The 18,431-nt window shown below is 58.1% G+C and carries 15 protein-coding genes; 8 read left to right on the plus strand and 7 right to left on the minus strand.

Features of this window, described 5'->3' with window-relative positions; genetic code table 11:
• Window positions 1-129 precede the first annotated feature (129 nt).
• Window positions 130-1,413: an L-pipecolate oxidase gene (amaA, locus tag AC1DWM_RS05450; protein WP_223518473.1), complete on the minus strand. Its 1,284-nt coding sequence runs from the start codon at window positions 1,411-1,413 to the stop codon at window positions 130-132.
• Window positions 1,414-1,523: 110 nt separating this feature from the next.
• On the minus strand, window positions 1,524-3,014 hold the full coding sequence (gene amaB, locus AC1DWM_RS05455) for an L-piperidine-6-carboxylate dehydrogenase (protein WP_310336614.1): 1,491 nt from the start codon (window positions 3,012-3,014) through the stop codon (window positions 1,524-1,526).
• 174 nt (window positions 3,015-3,188) lie between these two features.
• On the opposite strand from amaB, the gene AC1DWM_RS05460 reads away from it, so the two are divergent.
• Entirely contained in the window at window positions 3,189-4,100 is a 912-nt protein-coding gene (locus AC1DWM_RS05460; protein ID WP_223518468.1) for a LysR family transcriptional regulator, read from the plus strand.
• Window positions 4,101-4,196: 96 nt separating this feature from the next.
• Here AC1DWM_RS05460 and AC1DWM_RS05465 read toward each other — a convergent pair whose 3' ends face one another.
• A complete protein-coding gene (locus AC1DWM_RS05465) occupies window positions 4,197-5,006 on the minus strand; it encodes a helix-turn-helix domain-containing protein (protein ID WP_477794766.1) in 810 nt (269 codons plus the stop codon).
• A 177-nt stretch (window positions 5,007-5,183) separates the two neighbouring features.
• Here AC1DWM_RS05465 and AC1DWM_RS05470 point away from each other — a divergent pair, with 177 nt between their 5' ends.
• From AC1DWM_RS05470 to nadE, 5 genes are all read left to right on the plus strand, one after another.
• On the plus strand, window positions 5,184-6,641 hold the full coding sequence (locus AC1DWM_RS05470) for an alanine/glycine:cation symporter family protein (protein WP_223518463.1): 1,458 nt from the start codon (window positions 5,184-5,186) through the stop codon (window positions 6,639-6,641).
• 125 nt (window positions 6,642-6,766) lie between these two features.
• Entirely contained in the window at window positions 6,767-7,024 is a 258-nt protein-coding gene (locus tag AC1DWM_RS05475; protein ID WP_223518462.1) for a hypothetical protein, read from the plus strand.
• 3 nt (window positions 7,025-7,027) lie between these two features.
• On the plus strand, window positions 7,028-7,189 hold the full coding sequence (locus AC1DWM_RS05480; protein WP_223518460.1) for a hypothetical protein: 162 nt from the start codon (window positions 7,028-7,030) through the stop codon (window positions 7,187-7,189).
• A gap of 164 nt (window positions 7,190-7,353) precedes the next feature.
• Complete coding sequence (gene pncB / locus AC1DWM_RS05485; RefSeq protein ID WP_477794767.1) at window positions 7,354-8,580, plus strand: nicotinate phosphoribosyltransferase; 1,227 nt, start codon at window positions 7,354-7,356, stop codon at window positions 8,578-8,580.
• A 4-nt stretch (window positions 8,581-8,584) separates the two neighbouring features.
• Entirely contained in the window at window positions 8,585-9,412 is an 828-nt protein-coding gene (gene nadE / locus AC1DWM_RS05490; RefSeq protein WP_477794768.1) for an ammonia-dependent NAD(+) synthetase, read from the plus strand.
• A 165-nt stretch (window positions 9,413-9,577) separates the two neighbouring features.
• Here the strand turns inward: nadE and azu are convergent, their stop codons facing one another.
• Window positions 9,578-10,024: an azurin gene (gene azu, locus AC1DWM_RS05495; RefSeq protein WP_223518456.1), complete on the minus strand. Its 447-nt coding sequence runs from the start codon at window positions 10,022-10,024 to the stop codon at window positions 9,578-9,580.
• A gap of 344 nt (window positions 10,025-10,368) precedes the next feature.
• Between azu and AC1DWM_RS05500 the strand changes: the two genes are divergently transcribed.
• Both AC1DWM_RS05500 and AC1DWM_RS05505 read left to right on the plus strand, forming a co-directional pair.
• Complete coding sequence (locus AC1DWM_RS05500) at window positions 10,369-10,956, plus strand: LOG family protein (protein WP_223518453.1); 588 nt, start codon at window positions 10,369-10,371, stop codon at window positions 10,954-10,956.
• Window positions 10,957-11,024: 68 nt separating this feature from the next.
• Complete coding sequence (locus tag AC1DWM_RS05505; RefSeq protein WP_223518450.1) at window positions 11,025-11,213, plus strand: hypothetical protein; 189 nt, start codon at window positions 11,025-11,027, stop codon at window positions 11,211-11,213.
• Between the two features lie 222 nt (window positions 11,214-11,435).
• On the opposite strand, the gene AC1DWM_RS05510 is transcribed toward AC1DWM_RS05505, so the two are convergent.
• From AC1DWM_RS05510 to AC1DWM_RS05520, 3 genes are all read right to left on the minus strand, one after another.
• On the minus strand, window positions 11,436-12,326 hold the full coding sequence (locus AC1DWM_RS05510) for a transglutaminase family protein (RefSeq protein ID WP_223518445.1): 891 nt from the start codon (window positions 12,324-12,326) through the stop codon (window positions 11,436-11,438).
• Window positions 12,326-14,812, minus strand: coding sequence for a circularly permuted type 2 ATP-grasp protein (locus AC1DWM_RS05515; RefSeq protein ID WP_477794769.1), 2,487 nt, complete (start codon window positions 14,810-14,812; stop codon window positions 12,326-12,328). The genes AC1DWM_RS05510 and AC1DWM_RS05515 overlap by 1 nt, the downstream gene beginning before the upstream one ends.
• 88 nt (window positions 14,813-14,900) lie before the next feature.
• The gene (locus tag AC1DWM_RS05520; protein WP_477794770.1) at window positions 14,901-18,176 is read right to left on the minus strand and encodes a transglutaminase family protein; all 3,276 of its coding nucleotides are present in this window, start codon (window positions 18,174-18,176) and stop codon (window positions 14,901-14,903) included.
• Between the last annotated feature and the right edge of the window lie 255 nt (window positions 18,177-18,431).

The following is an 18,431-nucleotide window of genomic DNA, read 5'->3' on the forward strand; positions in this document are numbered from 1 at the left end:
CGTGCAACCAGCCTGTAACACCGTTCGTCACCGAAGTGCACACTGCTGGTGCGGGACTGCTACAACCCGCACCATGACAGGCTAGACGCTGCGCCGAAAAACGCCGCTTCCAGCAACAAAATTCAACAATCAAATAACGATCCGCAAGCACTGGCCTGCGTGATACAGCGAGAATCCAGCCTCATAAAGACAACTGCGCAACCCTACTCCCGCCAGGGGCTGCATCGGTGCGAACGGAATCGGCAGCGCTTGAGGATTTCCGTTACACAAATAATCGGCAAAGGCTTTGCCGACTACCGTACCCGTCGTCACACCACGACCGTTGTAACCGGTAACGGCCACTAAACCGGGCGCGGGCTCGAACAGACGCATCAAATGGTCAGGTGTGAAGGCGATGCGACCGGTCCAGGTGCATTCCCATTCCACCGGTTTAAGGTAGGGAAAATAATGCTGCTGAACGCGATCGGCCCAAGCTTTCAGGAACCAGGCCGGCTTCTGGTTGCCATTACCGAGACTGCCGAGCAACAGACGCCCGTCCTTGTCGCGTCGAATGCTGCTGAGCACCTGGCGGGTGTCCCAGGAACCCTGGCCACCGGGAAGAATCTGTTGCGCGGCGTCTTCGGTCAGCGGCACCGAAGCGACTTGATAGTAGTAACCGGGGAAGAAGTTGCGCCGCAGTTCCGTCCAGTCGCCTTCGGTGTAAGCGTTGGAGGCGATCACGACTTTCTCGGCCATGACCGAACCCTGAGCGGTTTGCACCGACCAGCGTTGACCCTGACGTTCGAGCCGGGAGACCGGAGAATGATCGAACAGTTGGCCGCCCAGGCCGATGGCCGCGTTGGCCAGCCCGGTGGTATAGGCCATTGGATTGAGGGTGCCGGCACGTCTATCGAGCAAGGCGGCGGCGATTTTTTTAGTGCCCGTCGCCTGCTCGCAGGCTTGCCCGGTCAGTAGCTCGACCGGCGCTCCGCGACGTTTCCATTGTTCTTCACGACTGCGCAAATCCGCTTCGCCACGGGCGTTGTGCGCCATGTGCAGCGTGCCTTCACGGCGTAACTGGCAATCGATGTTGTACTTGTCCACAAGGCTGAACACCAGGGACGGTGCCGCGCCGAGCATGCGATTGAGTTGGCTGCCCACCGCTTCGCCGAATCCGGCTTCGATGTCGTCCGGTGGTATCCACATGCCGGCGTTGACCAGGCCGACATTGCGCCCCGAACCACCATGGCCGGCGCGATGAGCCTCCAGTACACAAACACTTTTGCCCTGCTCCAGCAGATGCACCGCCGCCGACAAACCGGTGAAACCGGCGCCGATGACGCAGACATCGACTGTCACTTCACCCTTGAGCGCCGCGTTGTCGGGCCTTTGCGGCGTCAGTTTTTCCCACAGACACTCTTCGCGTAACGGCATTGCCAGACTCCAACAGAAACCTAACAAACAACAAGAGCTTCGCTGGCAAGCCAGCTCCTACAGAAGTTTGCAATGCCCTGTAGGAGCTGGGTTGCCAGCGAAGGGGACCATCAGTCGAATGTGATGCCCTGAGCCAACGGCAGCTCCAGCGAGTAGTTCACGGTGTTGGTCTGGCGACGCATGTACCCGCGCCACGCATCGGAGCCCGATTCACGACCACCGCCGGTTTCTTTCTCGCCACCAAACGCGCCACCGATTTCTGCGCCGCTCGGGCCGATGTTGACGTTGGCGATGCCGCAGTCGCTGCCTACCGCCGACATGAATTGCTCGGCTTCACGCACATCGGTGGTGAAGATGCAGGACGACAGGCCTTGTGGCACGGCGTTGTTCAGGCGCAGGGCTTCGTCGAAATCCTTGTAACCGATCACGTACAGAATCGGTGCGAAGGTTTCGTGGCACACCACGTCGCTCTGCTCCGGCATTTCAACAATGGCCGGGGCGACGTAGTAAGCGTTAGGGAACTTGTCTTCCAGTTGGCGCTTGCCGCCGAATACACGGCCGCCTTCGCTCAAGGCCTGCTCCAGCGCGTCCTGCATGTTTTCGAAACTTTGTTTGTCGATCAGCGGGCCGATCAGATTGCCTTCCAGCGGATGGCCGATGCGCACTTTGGAATAGGCGGCTTTCAGGCGGGTGACGATCTCTTCCTTCACCGATTCGTGCGCGATCAGACGACGCAGCGTGGTGCAACGCTGACCGGCGGTGCCGACGGCGCTGAACAGGATGGCGCGAACGGCCATGTCCAGGTCGGCGCTTGGGCCGAGGATCATCGCGTTGTTACCGCCCAATTCCAGAATGCTACGGGCGAAACGCGCGGCGATTTTCGGCGCCACTTCGCGGCCCATGCGGGTGCTGCCGGTGGCGCTGATCAGCGCGACACGCGGATCATCGACCAGTGCTTCGCCGGCATCGCGGCCGCCGATGATCACTTGGCTCAGGTGTGGCGGTGCATCGCTGAAGTTTTTCAGGACGCGATCGAACAGCGCCTGGCAGGCCAACGCAGTCAGTGGGGTTTTCTCCGACGGCTTCCAGATCACCGGGTTACCGCACACCAGCGCCAGCGTGGTGTTCCAGGCCCAGACTGCGACCGGGAAGTTGAACGCACTGATGACGCCGACGACACCCAGCGGGTGCCAGGTTTCGCGCATGTGGTGGCCAGGACGCTCGGAAGCGATGGTCAAGCCGTACAATTGACGGGACAAGCCGACGGCGAAATCGCAGATGTCGATCATTTCCTGAACTTCGCCCAGGCCTTCCTGAGTAATCTTGCCAGCTTCCCAAGACACCAGTTCGCCGAGGTCGGCCTTGTATTCACGCAGAATGTCGCCCAGTTGGCGCACCAGTTCGCCACGACGCGGCGCCGGGACTTTGCGCCACAGTTCGAACGCATGATCGGCACGACTGATGTGCTGCTCGACTTCAGCAGCGCCTTCCCAGTTCACGGCAGCGATCTGGCTGCCATCAATCGGCGAATGCACCGGCACTTTGCCGTTCTGGTACAGGGCCGGGTTTACACCAAGACGATCAAGCAATGCGGCAACCATGGGTCACTCCTCAAGCAAAAAACAGAAAACGTGCAGCCGCAATATCACGGCTGATCAGACCTGTAGTTTTAGCTCCCCGGAGGTTACCCAACAAACGACCTTTAAGAGAGATATCATTCCGTTTATTCATGCTGCGAATTGCTGGTAAGAAAGAAACAAGAAAAAGGACAACCCATGCTGAATAAACGCTACCTGCCGTCGATCACAGCACTGCAGTGTTTCGAGGCCGTGACCCGGCATTTGAGCTTCACCCGGGCCGCCGAAGAGCTGAACCTGACCCAGAGCGCCGTCAGTAAACAGGTCGCGCAACTTGAAGAATTGTTGCAGCACTTGTTGTTCCGCCGCGTGCGCCGACGCCTGCAAATGACCCCGGCCGGTGATTTGTACCTGGTAGAAGTACGAAAAATCCTCACCCAGGTCGAAATGTCGACCCATTACCTGCGTTCCTACGGCGGCGAGACTGAAGTCTTGCGCGTCTCGACCCCGCCGACTTTCGGCGCGCGCTGGCTGGTGCCCCGCCTGAAAGGCTGGCGCCTACGCCATCCGTCGATCCATCTGGACCTGTGCAGCGAGCAGGAAGCCGACGATTTACTGCAAGGTCGCAGCGATCTGGCGTTCTACTTCGGCCAGGGTTCACGGCCGGGCACCGAATGCCTGAAACTGTTCAGCGAAGAGCTGGTGCCGGTCTGCGCACCGGGCAGCCTGCCGGACAAGCCATTCACCGACCCTACGCAACTCACCGACCTTGTCCTGCTGCAAAACGCCTCCCGCCCCCAGGCCTGGCACGACTGGTTCGACAGCCAGGGCTACCACACCGAACACAGCTACCACGGCCCGCGCTTTGAAACCTTCTACATGTGCATCCGCGCCGCTCAGGTTGGCTGCGGTGTAGCCCTGTTGCCGAAGTTTCTGGTGGAAGAGGAATTGGCTGACGGCAAACTGGTCATACCGTGGAAACACGCGATGCCCAGCACGGATGCTTATTACCTGGCGTATCCCGAGCATTCGGCAGAAGTGCCCAAAGTACGCGATTTTGTGAAGTGGATGCTGGAGCAGATTGATAGCCCGGACATGTCACAAATTTAGGAGCGCGCTCAGTCCCTGTGGCGAGGGAGCCTGCTCCCGCTCGGCTGCGCAGCAGCCCCAAAACCGGCAACACGGTTTATCAGGCTCTTCATGGCGTCACGCAATAACAAAGAGGCCATCAACGACTTTGGTTTGAGCGAGGCGCCCGCGCAGATCATCATCAATGGCGGGATCATCGATGTTGTACAGTCGCAACCTGCGATATGCATTTATTCGATTGATCTCCGGCCCGAGATACTCCCAAACAACCCTCGAACAGGCAGGAGTACGATAGTCCGCAGCGGAAACGCCCATTTTCAAGCCATTAAGTCGAGTAATGCAGCTTTTGAAGCTCGGGATAAGAATGGTTTGGCTAATCTCGTTGGACGTCAGCGATTCGTAATCGATGAGAAACAAGCGATCCTGTAGGTAGTAGGCAACCCCCACATATCGATACCGCTCAAATTCCCCATCCGTCCCAGCTATCTTCAGGCGTTCATTTCGTTCGTATACGAAATGCTCCCCCTCCTCGTGTATATGCACCAGGGAACACAGAATGGAACCTGGCTCTGTCATTGCATGGTAGTACTCGTAGTAGTAGCCCGTGTGAGCTCTGAGCTGCGACGAAGACTGTTGACGAAGGTGATCAAGCATCCGCTGCGGTGCCGTCATCTCGTTGGCAGGACTAATTCGTCTCGTTTTAACACCAATAAGAATGACGAATTGATCTGTCGGCAAAAATATTTCTAATTCTTCCACTCCAAAAAAATCACAAATCCTCTTTAGGTTAAAAGCCGTGGGGACGCTACTTCCACATAGGTATTTATTAAATTGGCCACGATTAATCCGAAGTTTCCTACAGACCTCAGAGACCGATCGGTAGTGACTGCATAACAGTCTTAGGTTAGCAGGTAGAAAATTGTGCATATCAACCCATCACAACAGCGTCAGGAGGCACAACCATAGCAGCAACTCGCATCACATTTAAGCAACTTGCGAAATTGCGCAAATTGATAGATGACTTGATATTACGGGACCTGAAGGATTTCAGGATCTTGTACACCCTCGATTCGCCAGCACTCTTAAAACAGCAAGGAGCTTTGAATGCTTGACGTCATCAATGACTTTCTCTCTGGAAAGGTTTTGATACCTTTGGTTCTTGGACTTGGAACCTACTTCACCATCCGCTCGCGATTTGTACAGTTTCGATACTTCGTACACATGATTTCTGTTTTACGTGGCAGTTCGCACACCGGCAATAACCACTTGAGTTCATTGCAGGCATTGACGCTCAGCCTGGCCGGACGGGTCGGAACCGGCAATATCGTGGGCGTCGGCATTGCCTTGAGCATGGGCGGACCCGGTGCAGTGTTCTGGATGTGGATGACCGCTCTGTTGGGGATGTCGAGCAGCTTTTTCGAATGCTCACTGGGCCAACTCTACAAGCGTTGCGATGCAAACGGTCAATATCGAGGGGGCCCATCCTGGTACATCCAGCATGGCCTGGGCAAACGCTGGCTCGGTACGATTGCTGCGCTCCTGCTGTTGGTGACCTTCGGGTTTGCCATCAATGGCCTTGAGTCTCATGCCGTATCGCACTCTCTCAACAATGCCTTTGGTTTATCGACGACATGGTCCGGATTCACGCTGTCGTTGTGGCTGGGCATCGTGTTCGTGGGCGGTATAAAGCGAATCGCGGCTGTAGCCGATCTATTGGTTCCCCTTAAAGTTATCGCCTACATCGGCGTGACGCTTTACGTCATCGTGTTGCAAATTGACCAGGTCCCCGGCGTGCTGATCAGTATTGTCAAAAGCGCTTTCGGACTGGATCAGGCGTTTGGCGGGCTCGTCGGCAGCGCAATCATTATGGGGGTGAGGCGCGGTGTGTTCTCCAATGAAGCAGGACTAGGCAGTGCGCCTAACGTCGCATCCACGGCAAAGATTGCCCATCCGGTGGCACAAGGCGTGGTGCAGGCRTTCAGTGTCTTCATCGATACCATCGTTATTTGCACGTGTACTGCGCTGATCATTTTGCTTTCCGGTTTTTATGCCCCCGGTTTCGAAGGCGACGGCATTGCGTTGGCACAAAACTCGCTGGCTGCGGTGGTAGGTGATTGGGGCCGGATGTTTATCAGCGTGGTACTTGCACTGTTTGTGTTCACGGCAATGCTCTACAACTACTACCTGGGAGAGAACAGCTTACGGTTTATCATTGCTGCCCCTCGTAAATCATTAATTGCGTACCGCGCATTAGTATTGACGCTGGTCTTTTGGGGTTCGGTTGAAGACCTCTCAACGGTGCTTGCGTTTGCCGACATCACCATGACACTGCTGGCCCTAGTCAACCTGATAGCGATGACATTGCTATTCAAAGTCTGCATGCGAATTCTGGGCGACTACGACGAACAACGTCGCGATGGCAACAAAACGCCCATTTTTGACTCAAGCAAATTCAGTGATCTGGATCTCGACTTGAGGGCCTGGCCTGCGGTGACAGCTCCTCTTCCACCAATGAGTCCTGTATGTGCGGATCGCCGCCCAGCTAAAGTACAGGTCGCGTAAATTCCGAATGAACTCTGAACCATTGCGCATCTGCGATGGTTCAGCCCTTAAGCAATGCCTTCGCACCATCATCAGTAAAAAGTACTCGCGCCTTCCAAACCCAAGCGCGCTCAAGGAGTTCGTCTGTGAATCGCTATCAACCGCTTAAAGCCAACGCATCAAACAATCCAACTTTCTATATAGACACGCATGCTGCACCTCATCTGTTATTTGAAGATGCTTGTTTCAGAATACGCGCTGCCACCAGCCTTTTAGAGACACTGACGTCCGTAACCCTTAAGCATACTAATGACGCTGACTTTTTCCGGCTGATACTTCCAGCCTATTTATTGTTACAGGACGGTGTCGACGCGCTGGACCAAATAACATTTAAAGGACTGTAAATCATGGCCGGATCAGTGACCCATGAAATGATCAAGGCAGCAATGATCAAGGCAATTGAAACAGGCCTTGTTCCTCGTCACCCCTACCTTGATGCCTATATAAGCAGTTGGGATAGCCTGGCGCTCGTCATCCAGGCAGCGATTAAGGCAGCACCCGATAACTGACAAACCACTGGTGCTTGTTTTAGAGGTTGGTCACAAGTGATTAATCCGTCATGAACACAAAAAGAACTGGTAATCCCCACCCCTGTTATGCGCCACTAGCCCCAATCATTGAAACAGCTGCAACGTCGCCGCCAAGGGCCGCGGCCAGCCCGGAGAACCCCTTTATGAGCGAGAGCGTGTTTGGCGATCGCATCGTGCAGAACCTGCTCGACACCGACTTCTACAAACTGACGATGATGCAGGCGGTGCTGCACAATTACCCGAACGTCGAAGTCGAATGGGAGTTTCGTTGCCGCAACAGTGAAGATTTACGCCCGTACCTGGCCGAGATCCGTTTCCAGATCGAGCGCCTGGCAGAGTTGAGCCTGAGCGCCGATCAACTGGGTTTTCTGGAACGCATCAGTTTTCTGAAACCGGATTTCCTGCGCTTTCTCGGGCTGTTCCGTTTCAACCTGCGTTACATCCACACCGGCATTGAAAACGGCGAGCTGTTCATCCGCCTGCACGGGCCGTGGCTGCATGTGATTCTGTTCGAAGTGCCGCTGCTGGCGATTGTCAGTGAAGTGCGCAACCGCTATCGCTACCGGGAAATAGTCCTGGAGCAGGCGCGAGAACAGCTTTACCGCAAGTTCGACTGGCTGACCGCCAACGCCAGCAGCGACGAATTGTCCGAGTTGCAGGTCGCCGATTTCGGCACGCGCCGTCGCTTTTCGTACCGCGTGCAGGAAGAAGTAGTGAACGTGCTCAAGCACGACTTCCCCGGGCGCTTCGTCGGCACCAGCAACGTACACCTGTCCCGAGAACTGGACATGAAACCGTTGGGCACCATGGCCCACGAATGGATCATGGCCCACCAGCAACTGGGGCCACGGCTGATCGACAGTCAAATTGCCGCGCTCGACTGCTGGGTGCGCGAGTACCGCGGCCTGCTGGGGATCGCCCTGACTGACTGCATCACCATGGATGCCTTCCTCGGTGATTTCGATCTGTTTTTCGCCAAACTTTTCGACGGCCTGCGCCACGACTCGGGTGATCCGGTGGTATGGGCGGAAAAAGCCATCGCCCACTATCACAAGCTCGGCATCGACCCGTTGAGTAAGACGCTGACATTCTCCGATAGCCTGACACTGCCCAAGTCACTGGAGATATTCCGCGCGCTTCGGGGTCGGATCAATGTCAGCTTTGGCATCGGCACTAACCTGACGTGTGATATTCCAGGTGTTGAACCCATGAGCATCGTGCTTAAAATGGCAGCCTGCAACGGCCAGCCCGTCGCGAAAATTTCCGATGAGCCTGGCAAGACTCACTGCAAAGACCCGAATTTCGTCGCCTATTTGCGACACGTTTTCAAAGTACCTGCCGCCCTTTCAAGCACATCAAGCAAGGAGTGAATTCATGCAAGCCGTACAGCGTGAGATTGCTGAGCAGCTCAAGGTTCAACCGCCGTTTGCCGACGAAGCCGCCCTTGAGGCAGAAGTCGCTCGGCGAGTCAGCTTCATTCAGGATTGCCTGGTCAATTCCGGGCTCAAGAGCCTGGTGCTGGGCATCAGCGGTGGCGTCGACTCGCTGACCGCCGGCCTGCTGGCCCAACGCGCCATGCGCGAATTACGCCAACGCACCGGTGACAAGAGTTACAAATTCATCGCGGTGCGCCTGCCATACGAGACTCAGTTCGATGAGCACGACGCTCAGGCCTCGGTGGATTTCATCGCCCCGGACGAGCGCCACACCGTGAACATCGGCCCGGCAGTCAAATCCCTGGCCAATGAAGTCGCCGCCTTCGAAGGCAAGCACGCGGTCTCGGTGGATTTCGTGCTCGGTAACACCAAAGCACGGATGCGCATGGTCGCTCAGTACACCATCGCGGGCGCCGCCCACGGTCTGGTGATTGGCACTGACCACGCGGCGGAAGCGGTGATGGGGTTCTTCACCAAGTTCGGTGACGGCGCCTGCGACCTGGCACCGTTGAGCGGACTGGTAAAAAACCAGGTTCGGGATATCGCTCGCAGTTTCGGTGCGCCGGAATCGCTGGTAGAAAAAATCCCCACCGCCGATCTGGAAGACCTGTCGCCGGGTAAACCGGACGAAGCGTCGCACGGCGTGACCTATGCCGAGATTGATGCGTTTCTACACGGCGAAGCGGTGCGTGAGGAAGCGTTCAAGATCATTTGTGACACGTATAAAAAGACTCAACACAAGCGGGTGATGCCGTTTGCGCCTTGATTCAAGTGGCGTTCTTACGGGCGCCATCGCTGGCAAGCCATGCTCCTACGGTTCAATGTTGCTCATGTAGGAGCAAGGCTTGCCCGCGATGAACGATGACCCGGTCAAATGCCGGGCACAAAAAAAGCGTCCCAAGCGGACGCTTTTTTTATGAGCTCGATTCGATTACTTCAGCGTAACCGTGCCTTTCATCATCGCGATGTGGCCCGGGAACGAGCAGAAGAACCCGTAAGCTTCACCCGCCGCCAGCTTCGACACGTCAAAGGTCACCGAATCTTTTTCGCCAGCACCGATGACTTTGGTGTGAGCGATGACACGCGCATCACCTTCCGGCAGGTAATTTTTGTCGATGCCTGCGGCCATGCCAGCGGTAGCGATCGGCTGCATGTCAGCCTCTTTACTCAGTACCCAGTTATGGCCCATGACATTTTTCGGCAAGCTGCCGGAGTGGGTCAGCTCAACGGTGAAGGTCTTACAGCTCTTGTCGATTTCAATGGCCTTGCTGTTAAAGGACATCTGATCAGTGGAATCGATAGTTGTCTTGCACTCGGCAGCCATCAATTGACTGCTGGCCAGTGTCAGCAGGGATACCGCAACAAGTTTGGCAAACATGGTGAATCTCCAAGGCAGGGTTAACAAAAGTGCGAATGGACAGAAGACTGCCTGAAATCTTCGCAAGTTCCTATGACCTGAATCAAAAATTGTATACAACTTTTGGGCTATGACCCCTATCGAAACAATCTACCAGCCAGGCGTCTGGCACGGCCCTATCATCAGGCCGTCATCCTTCATATGGAGCGCCTCTCATGTCCATGAATAGCCTGTTGTGCAGTTTGCTTGCCGCCTACGCCTGTGGCGCCAGCGGCACCTGTGAAACACCCCAGCGCGAGGTTTAACCCTTGGAGCGTAGCTGACCTGCCTTTATTCTGTTGGCCATCCTGACCCTGGAGTAAGGCATGTCTTTAACGTCTGTTTGTGTATTTTGCGGCGCCAGCACCGGCACCCACCCAGCTTATCGTGAAGCGGCTGTGGCCTTGGGGCGCGCCTTGGCCGAACGCAAGTTGACCCTGGTCTATGGCGGCGGTGCCGTGGGCTTGATGGGGATTGTTGCCGATGCTGCTCTGGCAGCCGGCGGCGAAGTGATCGGAATCATCCCGCAAAGCCTCAAAGACAAGGAAATCGGCCACAGCGGCCTGACGCGTCTGGAAGTGGTCGATGGCATGCATGCGCGCAAGGCGCGGATGGCCGAACTCAGTGACGCGTTCATCGCTCTGCCCGGCGGCCTGGGTACCCTGGAAGAATTGTTCGAAGTCTGGACCTGGGGCCAGCTCGGCTACCACGGCAAGCCGCTCGGTCTGCTGGAAGTGAACGGTTTCTACAGCAAATTGACCGGTTTTCTTGATCATATCGTCGGCGAAGGCTTCGTTCGCGCACCGCACCGTGACATGCTGCAAGTGAGCGAATCACCGCAAACCCTGCTCGATGCACTGGACACCTGGAAACCGTCGGTCCTGCCAAAATGGACCGATCAAAAACCCAGCTAACGGCTCGGCACCGATACAGGGCAGAATATGCGCCGCTCAACCTCACCTTCGACCCCAGAGGATCGCCCATGGCTAAACCTAATTATTCCTTCGCCAAACGTCAGAGAGACTTGGCCAAGGAGCAGAAGAAAGAGGAAAAGCTTCAGCGCAAGAAAGCTACAGCTGAAGAAGAAGCAGCAGCACTGAACCCGGATGCTGAAGGCGACGTGGCTACAGACGAAACTGAAGCACCGAAAGATCAGGCGCCCGACGCCTGAGACCCTCAGGGCCGGATGATCTGATCAGGCCCACCGGATCTGTGTCCAGGGTCAGCAGTCACTTTGCTGACCCTCACAGTCCTCTCTGAAATATCCCTATCTAAAAGAACGCACACAGTCCCTGTGGGAGTGAGCCTGCTCGCGATAGCGGCTTTGCATCCAACCTCCATGTGACTGTCAGATCGCTATCGCGAGCAGGCTCACTCCTACAGTGGATCTTTGTTAATCCAGTGGCATCACGGTGACACTGACTTCCGGGTCATGATTGCCCCCTCCCAGAATCACCCCCCGCAATGGCGAGACATCGGAGAAATCCCGGCCCCAAGCCAGGGTGATGTGTTCGAGTGCCGGTTGTACGTTGTTGGTCGGGTCGAAATCGACCCATCCCAGCGCCGGGCAAAACACCGAGACCCAGGCATGGGACGCGTCCGCGCCGATCAACCGGGGCTGCCCGGGCGGTGGCTGAGTCAGCAGATAACCGCTGATATAGCGAGCGGCCAGACCACGGGAACGCACGCACGCGAGCATCAGGTGAGCGAAGTCCTGACAGACTCCGCGTCGGCGCTCCAGCACTTCCACCAAAGGCGTCGCCACTTGGGTCGCTTCGGCGTCGAAGGTGAACTCGCTGAAGATCTTCTCCATCAAAGCCTGAACACCCCACAGCAATGGCCGCCCCGCCGGAAAGCAACTCTCGGAGAAGTCGACGAAGTTGCGCTTCAAATGCACGTAAGGCGATTCGAACCGATACCGACAGGCTTCAAGAACTTCGGGTGACAGCGGCAGGCTGCTGTAGGTCAGCGCGTTGCGGGTGTCTTCCCAGGCCGGCGATTGATTGAAATCCAGCGTGGGCCGGGCAAGGACTTCGACTGTGAGGCTGGCATTGACCAGCAACTCATCGTGCGGGCGCTCAAAGGCCAATCGCGTGAGCGGATTGCCAAACACATCCAGCTCATCCCGGCGCGCGGTCGGGTCGGGACTGATCTGCAATCGTCGAGCGGTGCAGCGCTGCCACGCGCAGGGCCGCGGCCAGAGATGCGCGAGCTGCTGGGCCAAAGAGACCGGACTGTCATAGTGATAGTGGGTGTCGTGGGAAATCTGGTAGTGAGCACTCATCAGACGGACACCGTGCGCTGGCTGACATCATCGACATGGGCGAAATGGCGCAAGGCCAGGCGATCCGACACTTGCCCACTGGCGTCGGCGATTTCTTGCAGTAAATCGGCCAGCCCATTGAGCGCGGCGCGGACGCTGGTTTCGCCGAACAAAGCGTTTTCCAGGCAACCCAGATCGAATTGCGCCAGTCGCTCCACCAACAGCGGCAAACCCGCCTCGCGAGGCACACCAAAGTCGTCATTCAAGCGTTTCAGGGTTCGAGTCACCAGCTTCAACTGGAACAGCACGGCGTGAGGGTTTTGCTCATCGAGCAGCAACAGGTCCAGCACCGGCAGCAGTTGCGCCACCGCCAGATACCGCGAACGGTAGGTGATGCTGCTGTTGCCCAACTCCAGCAGCCATTCCAACCTGGCCTGATCGAAGGCCCCGGCGCCGCGCAAAAACGCTGCCAGACTGCCGCTGAGAAATTGCAGGCGTTCGATCCGCCGCCCGATCATCAGGAAACGCCAGCCTTCGTCACGGGTCATGTCGTCCAGGGCGAAGCCAGAAAGCGCCGCCAGCGACATCACCAGACGGTTAAGAAAATCCAGCAGTTCACCGAAATCCGGCTCTTCGGTTTCCAGCTCCATGGCCTCGCGCTGCAACTCCACCAACGCCTGCCAGTTTTCCCGCGAGAGCTTGCCGCGCACTTGCGAGGCCGCCCACTGCAAGCGCTGCAGATTGGAACGCAGACTGAATGGCCAGTCTTCGCCGAGCAATGCGGCCAACAGGCGCTCTGGCAACTCGCCTTCATCAGGCAACAGGTTCAGTCGTTCACCGAGGTCGACAGCCGCCTGCAAGGCTTGCGGATCGTCACCATCCACGTAGCGCGCCAGCATGATCCGCAACAGTCGTGCGCTGTCATCACAGCGCTCGCAATAGCGGCCGAACCAGAACAGGTTTTCCACCACCCGCGAGGGCAAATAAGGATCTCGCCGAACCAGGTCATGCACACCAATCGTGCGCTGGGTTTTCCATTGCTCGCCGCTGGGCGGTCGATCGCCCAGCACCCACGTGTCCTTGCTCGCACCGCCGCGCTGCATCGACACCACTTCGGCGTCTGCCTCGGCGGCCACTCGGGTCAAGCCGCCCGGTAAAACCCGGTAGCCGTCATGGCTGGCCACTGCGTACACGCGCATGCCGATGGCACGCGGTTGCAACTGACCGTCCTCAGCCTGCCAGATCGGCGCCTGGGACAACTGAGCCATTTCTTGCGCAACATAGGCATAAGGGCGTGTCTGCATGCGCGACGCAAGGGCCAGGCGCTGTTTTTCACTCAAGTCACGGCCAAACACCGGTGCAAAGCTTTGCGACGGGAAAGCCGGTTTGATCAATAGCTCCGGCAGTTTTTCCAGCGCTTGAGCCAGCACCGGCGCCTCACCGCACCACCAAGTAGCGATAGATGGGAGGAGCAGTTCTTCGCCAAACAGGAACTTATTGATCTTCGGCAAAAAGCCCAGTAACCCCGGCGACTCCAGCACGCCGCTGCCGAGAGCATTGGCCACCAGCACCCGGCCCTGTCGCACGGCTTCGAGTAGCCCCGGTACGCCCAATGCGGAATCGGTGCGCAATTCCAGCGGGTCGCAGAAATCATCATCGAGCCGGCGCATGATCGCGTGAACCCTGCGCAATCCGCTGAGGGTCTTGAGGTAAACCGTGGCATCCCGCACCGTGAGGTCGCCGCCTTCCACCAGCGGGTAACCGAGCTGACGCGCCAGATACAGGTGTTCGAAATAGCTTTCGTTGAAGCGTCCCGGCGTGAGCAACACGATTAGCGGTGCTTCATCATCGCGGGGTGCCTGACGAGCCAGTGTTTCCTGAAGCGTGCGGAAGAACCCGGCCAGATGCTGCACTTTCAAATCGCGATACAGCTCGGGAAAGGCCCGGGAGACGATGGTGCGGTTTTCCAAAGCGTAACCGGCGCCGGACGGTGCTTGAGTCCGGTCCGCCGTGACCCACCAACGACCATCGGGCGTGCGCGCCAGATCGACGGCATACAGATGCAGAAACGCCCCGTCGGGCGGTTTGATGCCCTGACAGGGCCAGAGGAAGTTGTTGTGACCGAATACCAGTTCTGCCGGCAGCAGACCTTCGGCGATCAATCGTTGCGGGCCATACAGATCCGCCAGTACCGCGTTCAACAGACGCGCCCGTTGAGCGATCCCGGCGGATAACTGCGCCCACTCATCCGCGGCAATCACATGCGGCAGCAGGTCGAGTTCCCACGGCCGGTCTGCGCCCTTGGGGTCGGCATAGACGTTGTAGGTCACGCCGTTTTCCTGGATCTGCCGGGTCAACAAGGCCTGACGCTGCACCAACTGCGATGGCGTACTGCGTTGCAATTGGTCTATCAACCGACGCCAGTGCGGGCGTACGCCACCACTGTCGTCGAGCAATTCGTGATATGTGCCCGCCGTCAGCGGGTAGCGATCAAGCAGATCAGGCATGGAAAGCTCGGCAGACTGCAAAGAACGGTCAGACTAACGCACGCTCATGACACCCGGATATACGAAAAGTCCGCGCGTCGCGTACGATTTAGAAACGTCGCAAATCGAGTGTCATCGGTAGCTCGTCGTTAATTTCCATCTTCGGCACAGGAAGCTTCCCCGGCGTGTGTCCGATGCGGAAAAACCGCGCCATTCGCCGGCTCTCGGCCTCATTGGCGTTCACCGGCAGGCTGTCGTAATTGCGCCCACCCGGATGGGCCACGTGGTATTGGCAGCCGCCCAGCGAGCGTTGCATCCAGGTATCAAGCAGGTCGAACACCAGCGGTGCATGGACCGGGATGGTCGGTTGCAGGCAGTTGGCCGGTTGCCAGGCGCGAAAACGCACGCCGGCGACAAACTCGCCGACCCGCCCGGTGGGTTGCAACGGCACCGGAACGCCGTTGCAGGTCAGCAAGTAGCGCTGGGGTGGCAGGCCGGTGAGCTTGACCTGCAAGCGCTCCAGCGACGAATCCACATACCGCACTGTGCCGCCGACCGCGCCCTCCTCGCCCAGCACATGCCAAGGCTCCAGCGCCTGACGTAATTGCAGTTCAATGCCACTGACCGCGTAATCACCGACCTTGGGAAAACGGAATTCCAGATGCGCGGCGAACCACTCGGCCCGGACCGGATAACCGGCCGCATTGAGATCAACGATCACATCGGCGAAATCCTGCTCAATGAAGTGCGGCAACAAGAAGCGATCATGTAATTCAGTGCCCCAGCGCGCCAGTTTCGGCGGCGCGTAAGGCTCACGCCAGAACCGCGCCACCAGCGCCCGCAACAACAACTGTTGAGCCAGACTCATGCGCGCGTGCGGTGGCATTTCGAACGCACGCAATTCCAGCAATCCAAGGCGTCCGGTCGCACCGTCCGGCGAGTAAAGCTTGTCGATGCAGAACTCGGCACGGTGCGTGTTGCCGGTCACGTCGATCAGCAGATTGCGCAGCAGCCGGTCCACCAACCATGGCGCGCATTCCTCGCCGGGTTCTGGCATCTGAGCGAAAGCGATTTCCAGTTCATACAGCGCATCGTTGCGCGCTTCATCAACGCGCGGGGCCTGGGACGTCGGGCCGATGAATAGTCCGGAAAACAGGTAGGACAAGGCTGGGTGGTTATGCCAGTAGCTAATCAGGCTGCGCAGCAAGTCGGGACGGCGCAGAAACGGTGAGTCGGCCGGAGTCGCGCCACCCAACACGAAATGATTACCGCCGCCGGTGCCGGTGTGCCGACCGTCGATCATGAATTTTTCGGTGGTCAGTCGGGTCTGGCGCGCTTCTTCGTACAGAAACTCGGTGCGCTCGACCAATTCATCCCAGGTCGCTGACGGCTGCACATTGACCTCGATCACGCCCGGATCCGGAGTGATGCGGAAGTTGCTCAGGCGCGGATCACTCGGTGGCTCATAGCCTTCCAGCAACACCGGGCAATGCAGTTCCTGAGCCGTGGCCTCGATAGCGGTGACCAGTTCCAGATAGTCCTCGGCCCGCTCCAGCGGCGGCATGAACAGGTACAACCGCCCTTCCCGGGCTTCGGCGCAGAACGCAGTGCGCGTTAGCCAGTCGGCAGACTCGTCGATTTTTGGCTCGCGCTCAACCGCTTCGGCCGACGTGCCCGGACTGTTTAATGCAATGGTGTCGGGCAGCGCAGGAAAATCCTGATTCGGATCATTGGGATGAATGAACGGGTACTCTGCCGCTTTCACCCAAGGCTGCGAGCCGAGCGGCAAGCGATAACCCAGCGGCGAATCCCCCGGCACCAGCCGGCAGTGCTCGTCACGCAGATACCAGCGACCGCTTTGCCATTGATCACCCTTGGCGGTGCGCGCCAGCGGCAGAACCTGACCGATGACTTTATCCAGCCCCTGACTGAAGACTTTGCGCAATCGCGCACGCTCCAGCGGTTCTTCCAGACGTGAGTCTTCGGCGCTGACGTTCTGCGGCAATGTGCCTTCGCGCCAGAGGTAATAGAAATTGTCTTCGTAGGCGGGGAACACGAAGCGCGTGGGAATCTTCAGCCGTTCGGCGACACTCGCCAGAAAACGCCCGGCCAGTGCGCCATCAGCGCCGTAGTCTTCCTGCTCATCGGCGATAAGGGCGCTGTTGTGCCAGATCGGCACACCGTCGCGACGCCAGTAGCAGTTCAGTGACCAACGCGGCAATTGCTCGCCGGGGTACCACTTGCCCTGACCGAAATGCACCAGGCCTTTGGGGGCGTAGTGTTTACGCATGCGCTGGAAAAGTTCGGCGGACAGTCGACGCTTGTCCGGCCCGAGCGCGGCGGTGTTCCATTCGGCGCCGTCCGGGTCGTCGATGGAAACAAAGGTCGGCTCGCCGCCCATGGTCAGGCGCACATCGTCCTCCAGCAGGTCGGCATCGATTTGTCGGCCCAGCGCCTGAATCGCCTGCCACTGGTCTTCTGTGTAGGGCTTGGTGACGCGCGGGGCTTCCCAAATCCGCTCCACGGACATTTCGTGAGTGAATTCGCACTCACAAGGTTCCACCAAGCCACTGATCGGCGCCGCAGAGCCCGGATCGGGGCTGCACGCCAACGGAATGTGGCCTTCACCGGCAAACAGCCCTGAGGTCGCGTCCAGGCCGATCCAGCCGGCACCGGGCAAATAGACTTCGCACCAGGCGTGCAGGTCGGTGAAGTCCACATCAGTGCCTGAAGGGCCGTCGAGGCTTTTGACGTCAGCGGTCAGTTGGATCAGGTAACCGGAGACGAAGCGCGCGGCCAGCCCGAGGTTACGCAGCAGTTGCACCAGCAACCACGCCGAGTCGCGGCAGGACCCGGAGGCCTGTTCGAGGGTGTGTTCTGGCGTCTGCACGCCTGGTTCCATGCGGATCAGGTAACCGATGTCTTCGCTCAAGCGCTGGTTAAGCGCGACGAGGAAATCCACGCTCGGCAGCGGCGTGCGGTCGATGCCATCCAGATAGGCCTTGAACGTCGGCGTCAGGGGCAAGGTTTCCAGGTACGGCGCCAACTCCTTGCGCTCGTCCGCGGCGTAGGCGAACGGGATCTTTTCCGCGTAAGGCTCAAGAAAGAAGTCGAAGGGATTGAAGACCGCCATCTCTGCCAGCAGATCGACTTCGATCCGCAGCTCATCGGTTTTTTCCGGAAACACCAACCGCGCCAGATAATTGCCCTGGGGGTCTTGTTGCCAGTTGATGAAGTGTTGCTCGGGCGAGACTTTCAGCGCATACGACAAGATCCGCGTGCGACTGTGGGCGGCCGGGCGCAGGCGAACGATCTGCGGACCGAGCTCGACAGCGCGGTCGTAGCGATAATGTGTGACGTGGTGCAATGCGACATGAATCGACACGGCGTGCCTCCTGCGAGCCCTAAGCGTTATCGAAAGCGCGCAAGACTTATGCCATCGCGGCAACGCTGGCGCTTTCTTCGTTTGCTTGAGGCAGTACAGCACCAAAATCGGGCGATGCGAGAAATTGGTTGGGGGCAGTTGCACGCAAATGTTGCGAGCGGGGGGCTGCCAGTCGGGTTTTGTAGCGGCTGAATTGGCCTCTTCGCGGGCAAGCCCGCTCCTACAGGGATCTGCTGTGAACACAGAATCCGCGCG

The sequence above is a fragment of the Pseudomonas sp. P4_C8 genome (assembly GCF_056401975.1).

Coding starts and splice junctions, on each gene's coding strand:
- AC1DWM_RS05510 (WP_223518445.1), bottom strand. CDS start 12,326: ATGAGTGCTCACTACCAGATTTCCCACGACACCCACTATCACTATGAC.
- amaB (WP_310336614.1), bottom strand. CDS start 3,014: ATGGTTGCCGCATTGCTTGATCGTCTTGGTGTAAACCCGGCCCTGTAC.
- AC1DWM_RS05480 (WP_223518460.1), top strand. CDS start 7,028: ATGGCCGGATCAGTGACCCATGAAATGATCAAGGCAGCAATGATCAAG.
- AC1DWM_RS05500 (WP_223518453.1), top strand. CDS start 10,369: ATGTCTTTAACGTCTGTTTGTGTATTTTGCGGCGCCAGCACCGGCACC.
- azu (WP_223518456.1), bottom strand. CDS start 10,024: ATGTTTGCCAAACTTGTTGCGGTATCCCTGCTGACACTGGCCAGCAGT.
- AC1DWM_RS05465 (WP_477794766.1), bottom strand. CDS start 5,006: ATGCACAATTTTCTACCTGCTAACCTAAGACTGTTATGCAGTCACTAC.
- nadE (WP_477794768.1), top strand. CDS start 8,585: ATGCAAGCCGTACAGCGTGAGATTGCTGAGCAGCTCAAGGTTCAACCG.
- AC1DWM_RS05460 (WP_223518468.1), top strand. CDS start 3,189: ATGCTGAATAAACGCTACCTGCCGTCGATCACAGCACTGCAGTGTTTC.
- amaA (WP_223518473.1), bottom strand. CDS start 1,413: ATGCCGTTACGCGAAGAGTGTCTGTGGGAAAAACTGACGCCGCAAAGG.
- pncB (WP_477794767.1), top strand. CDS start 7,354: ATGAGCGAGAGCGTGTTTGGCGATCGCATCGTGCAGAACCTGCTCGAC.
- AC1DWM_RS05505 (WP_223518450.1), top strand. CDS start 11,025: ATGGCTAAACCTAATTATTCCTTCGCCAAACGTCAGAGAGACTTGGCC.
- AC1DWM_RS05515 (WP_477794769.1), bottom strand. CDS start 14,812: ATGCCTGATCTGCTTGATCGCTACCCGCTGACGGCGGGCACATATCAC.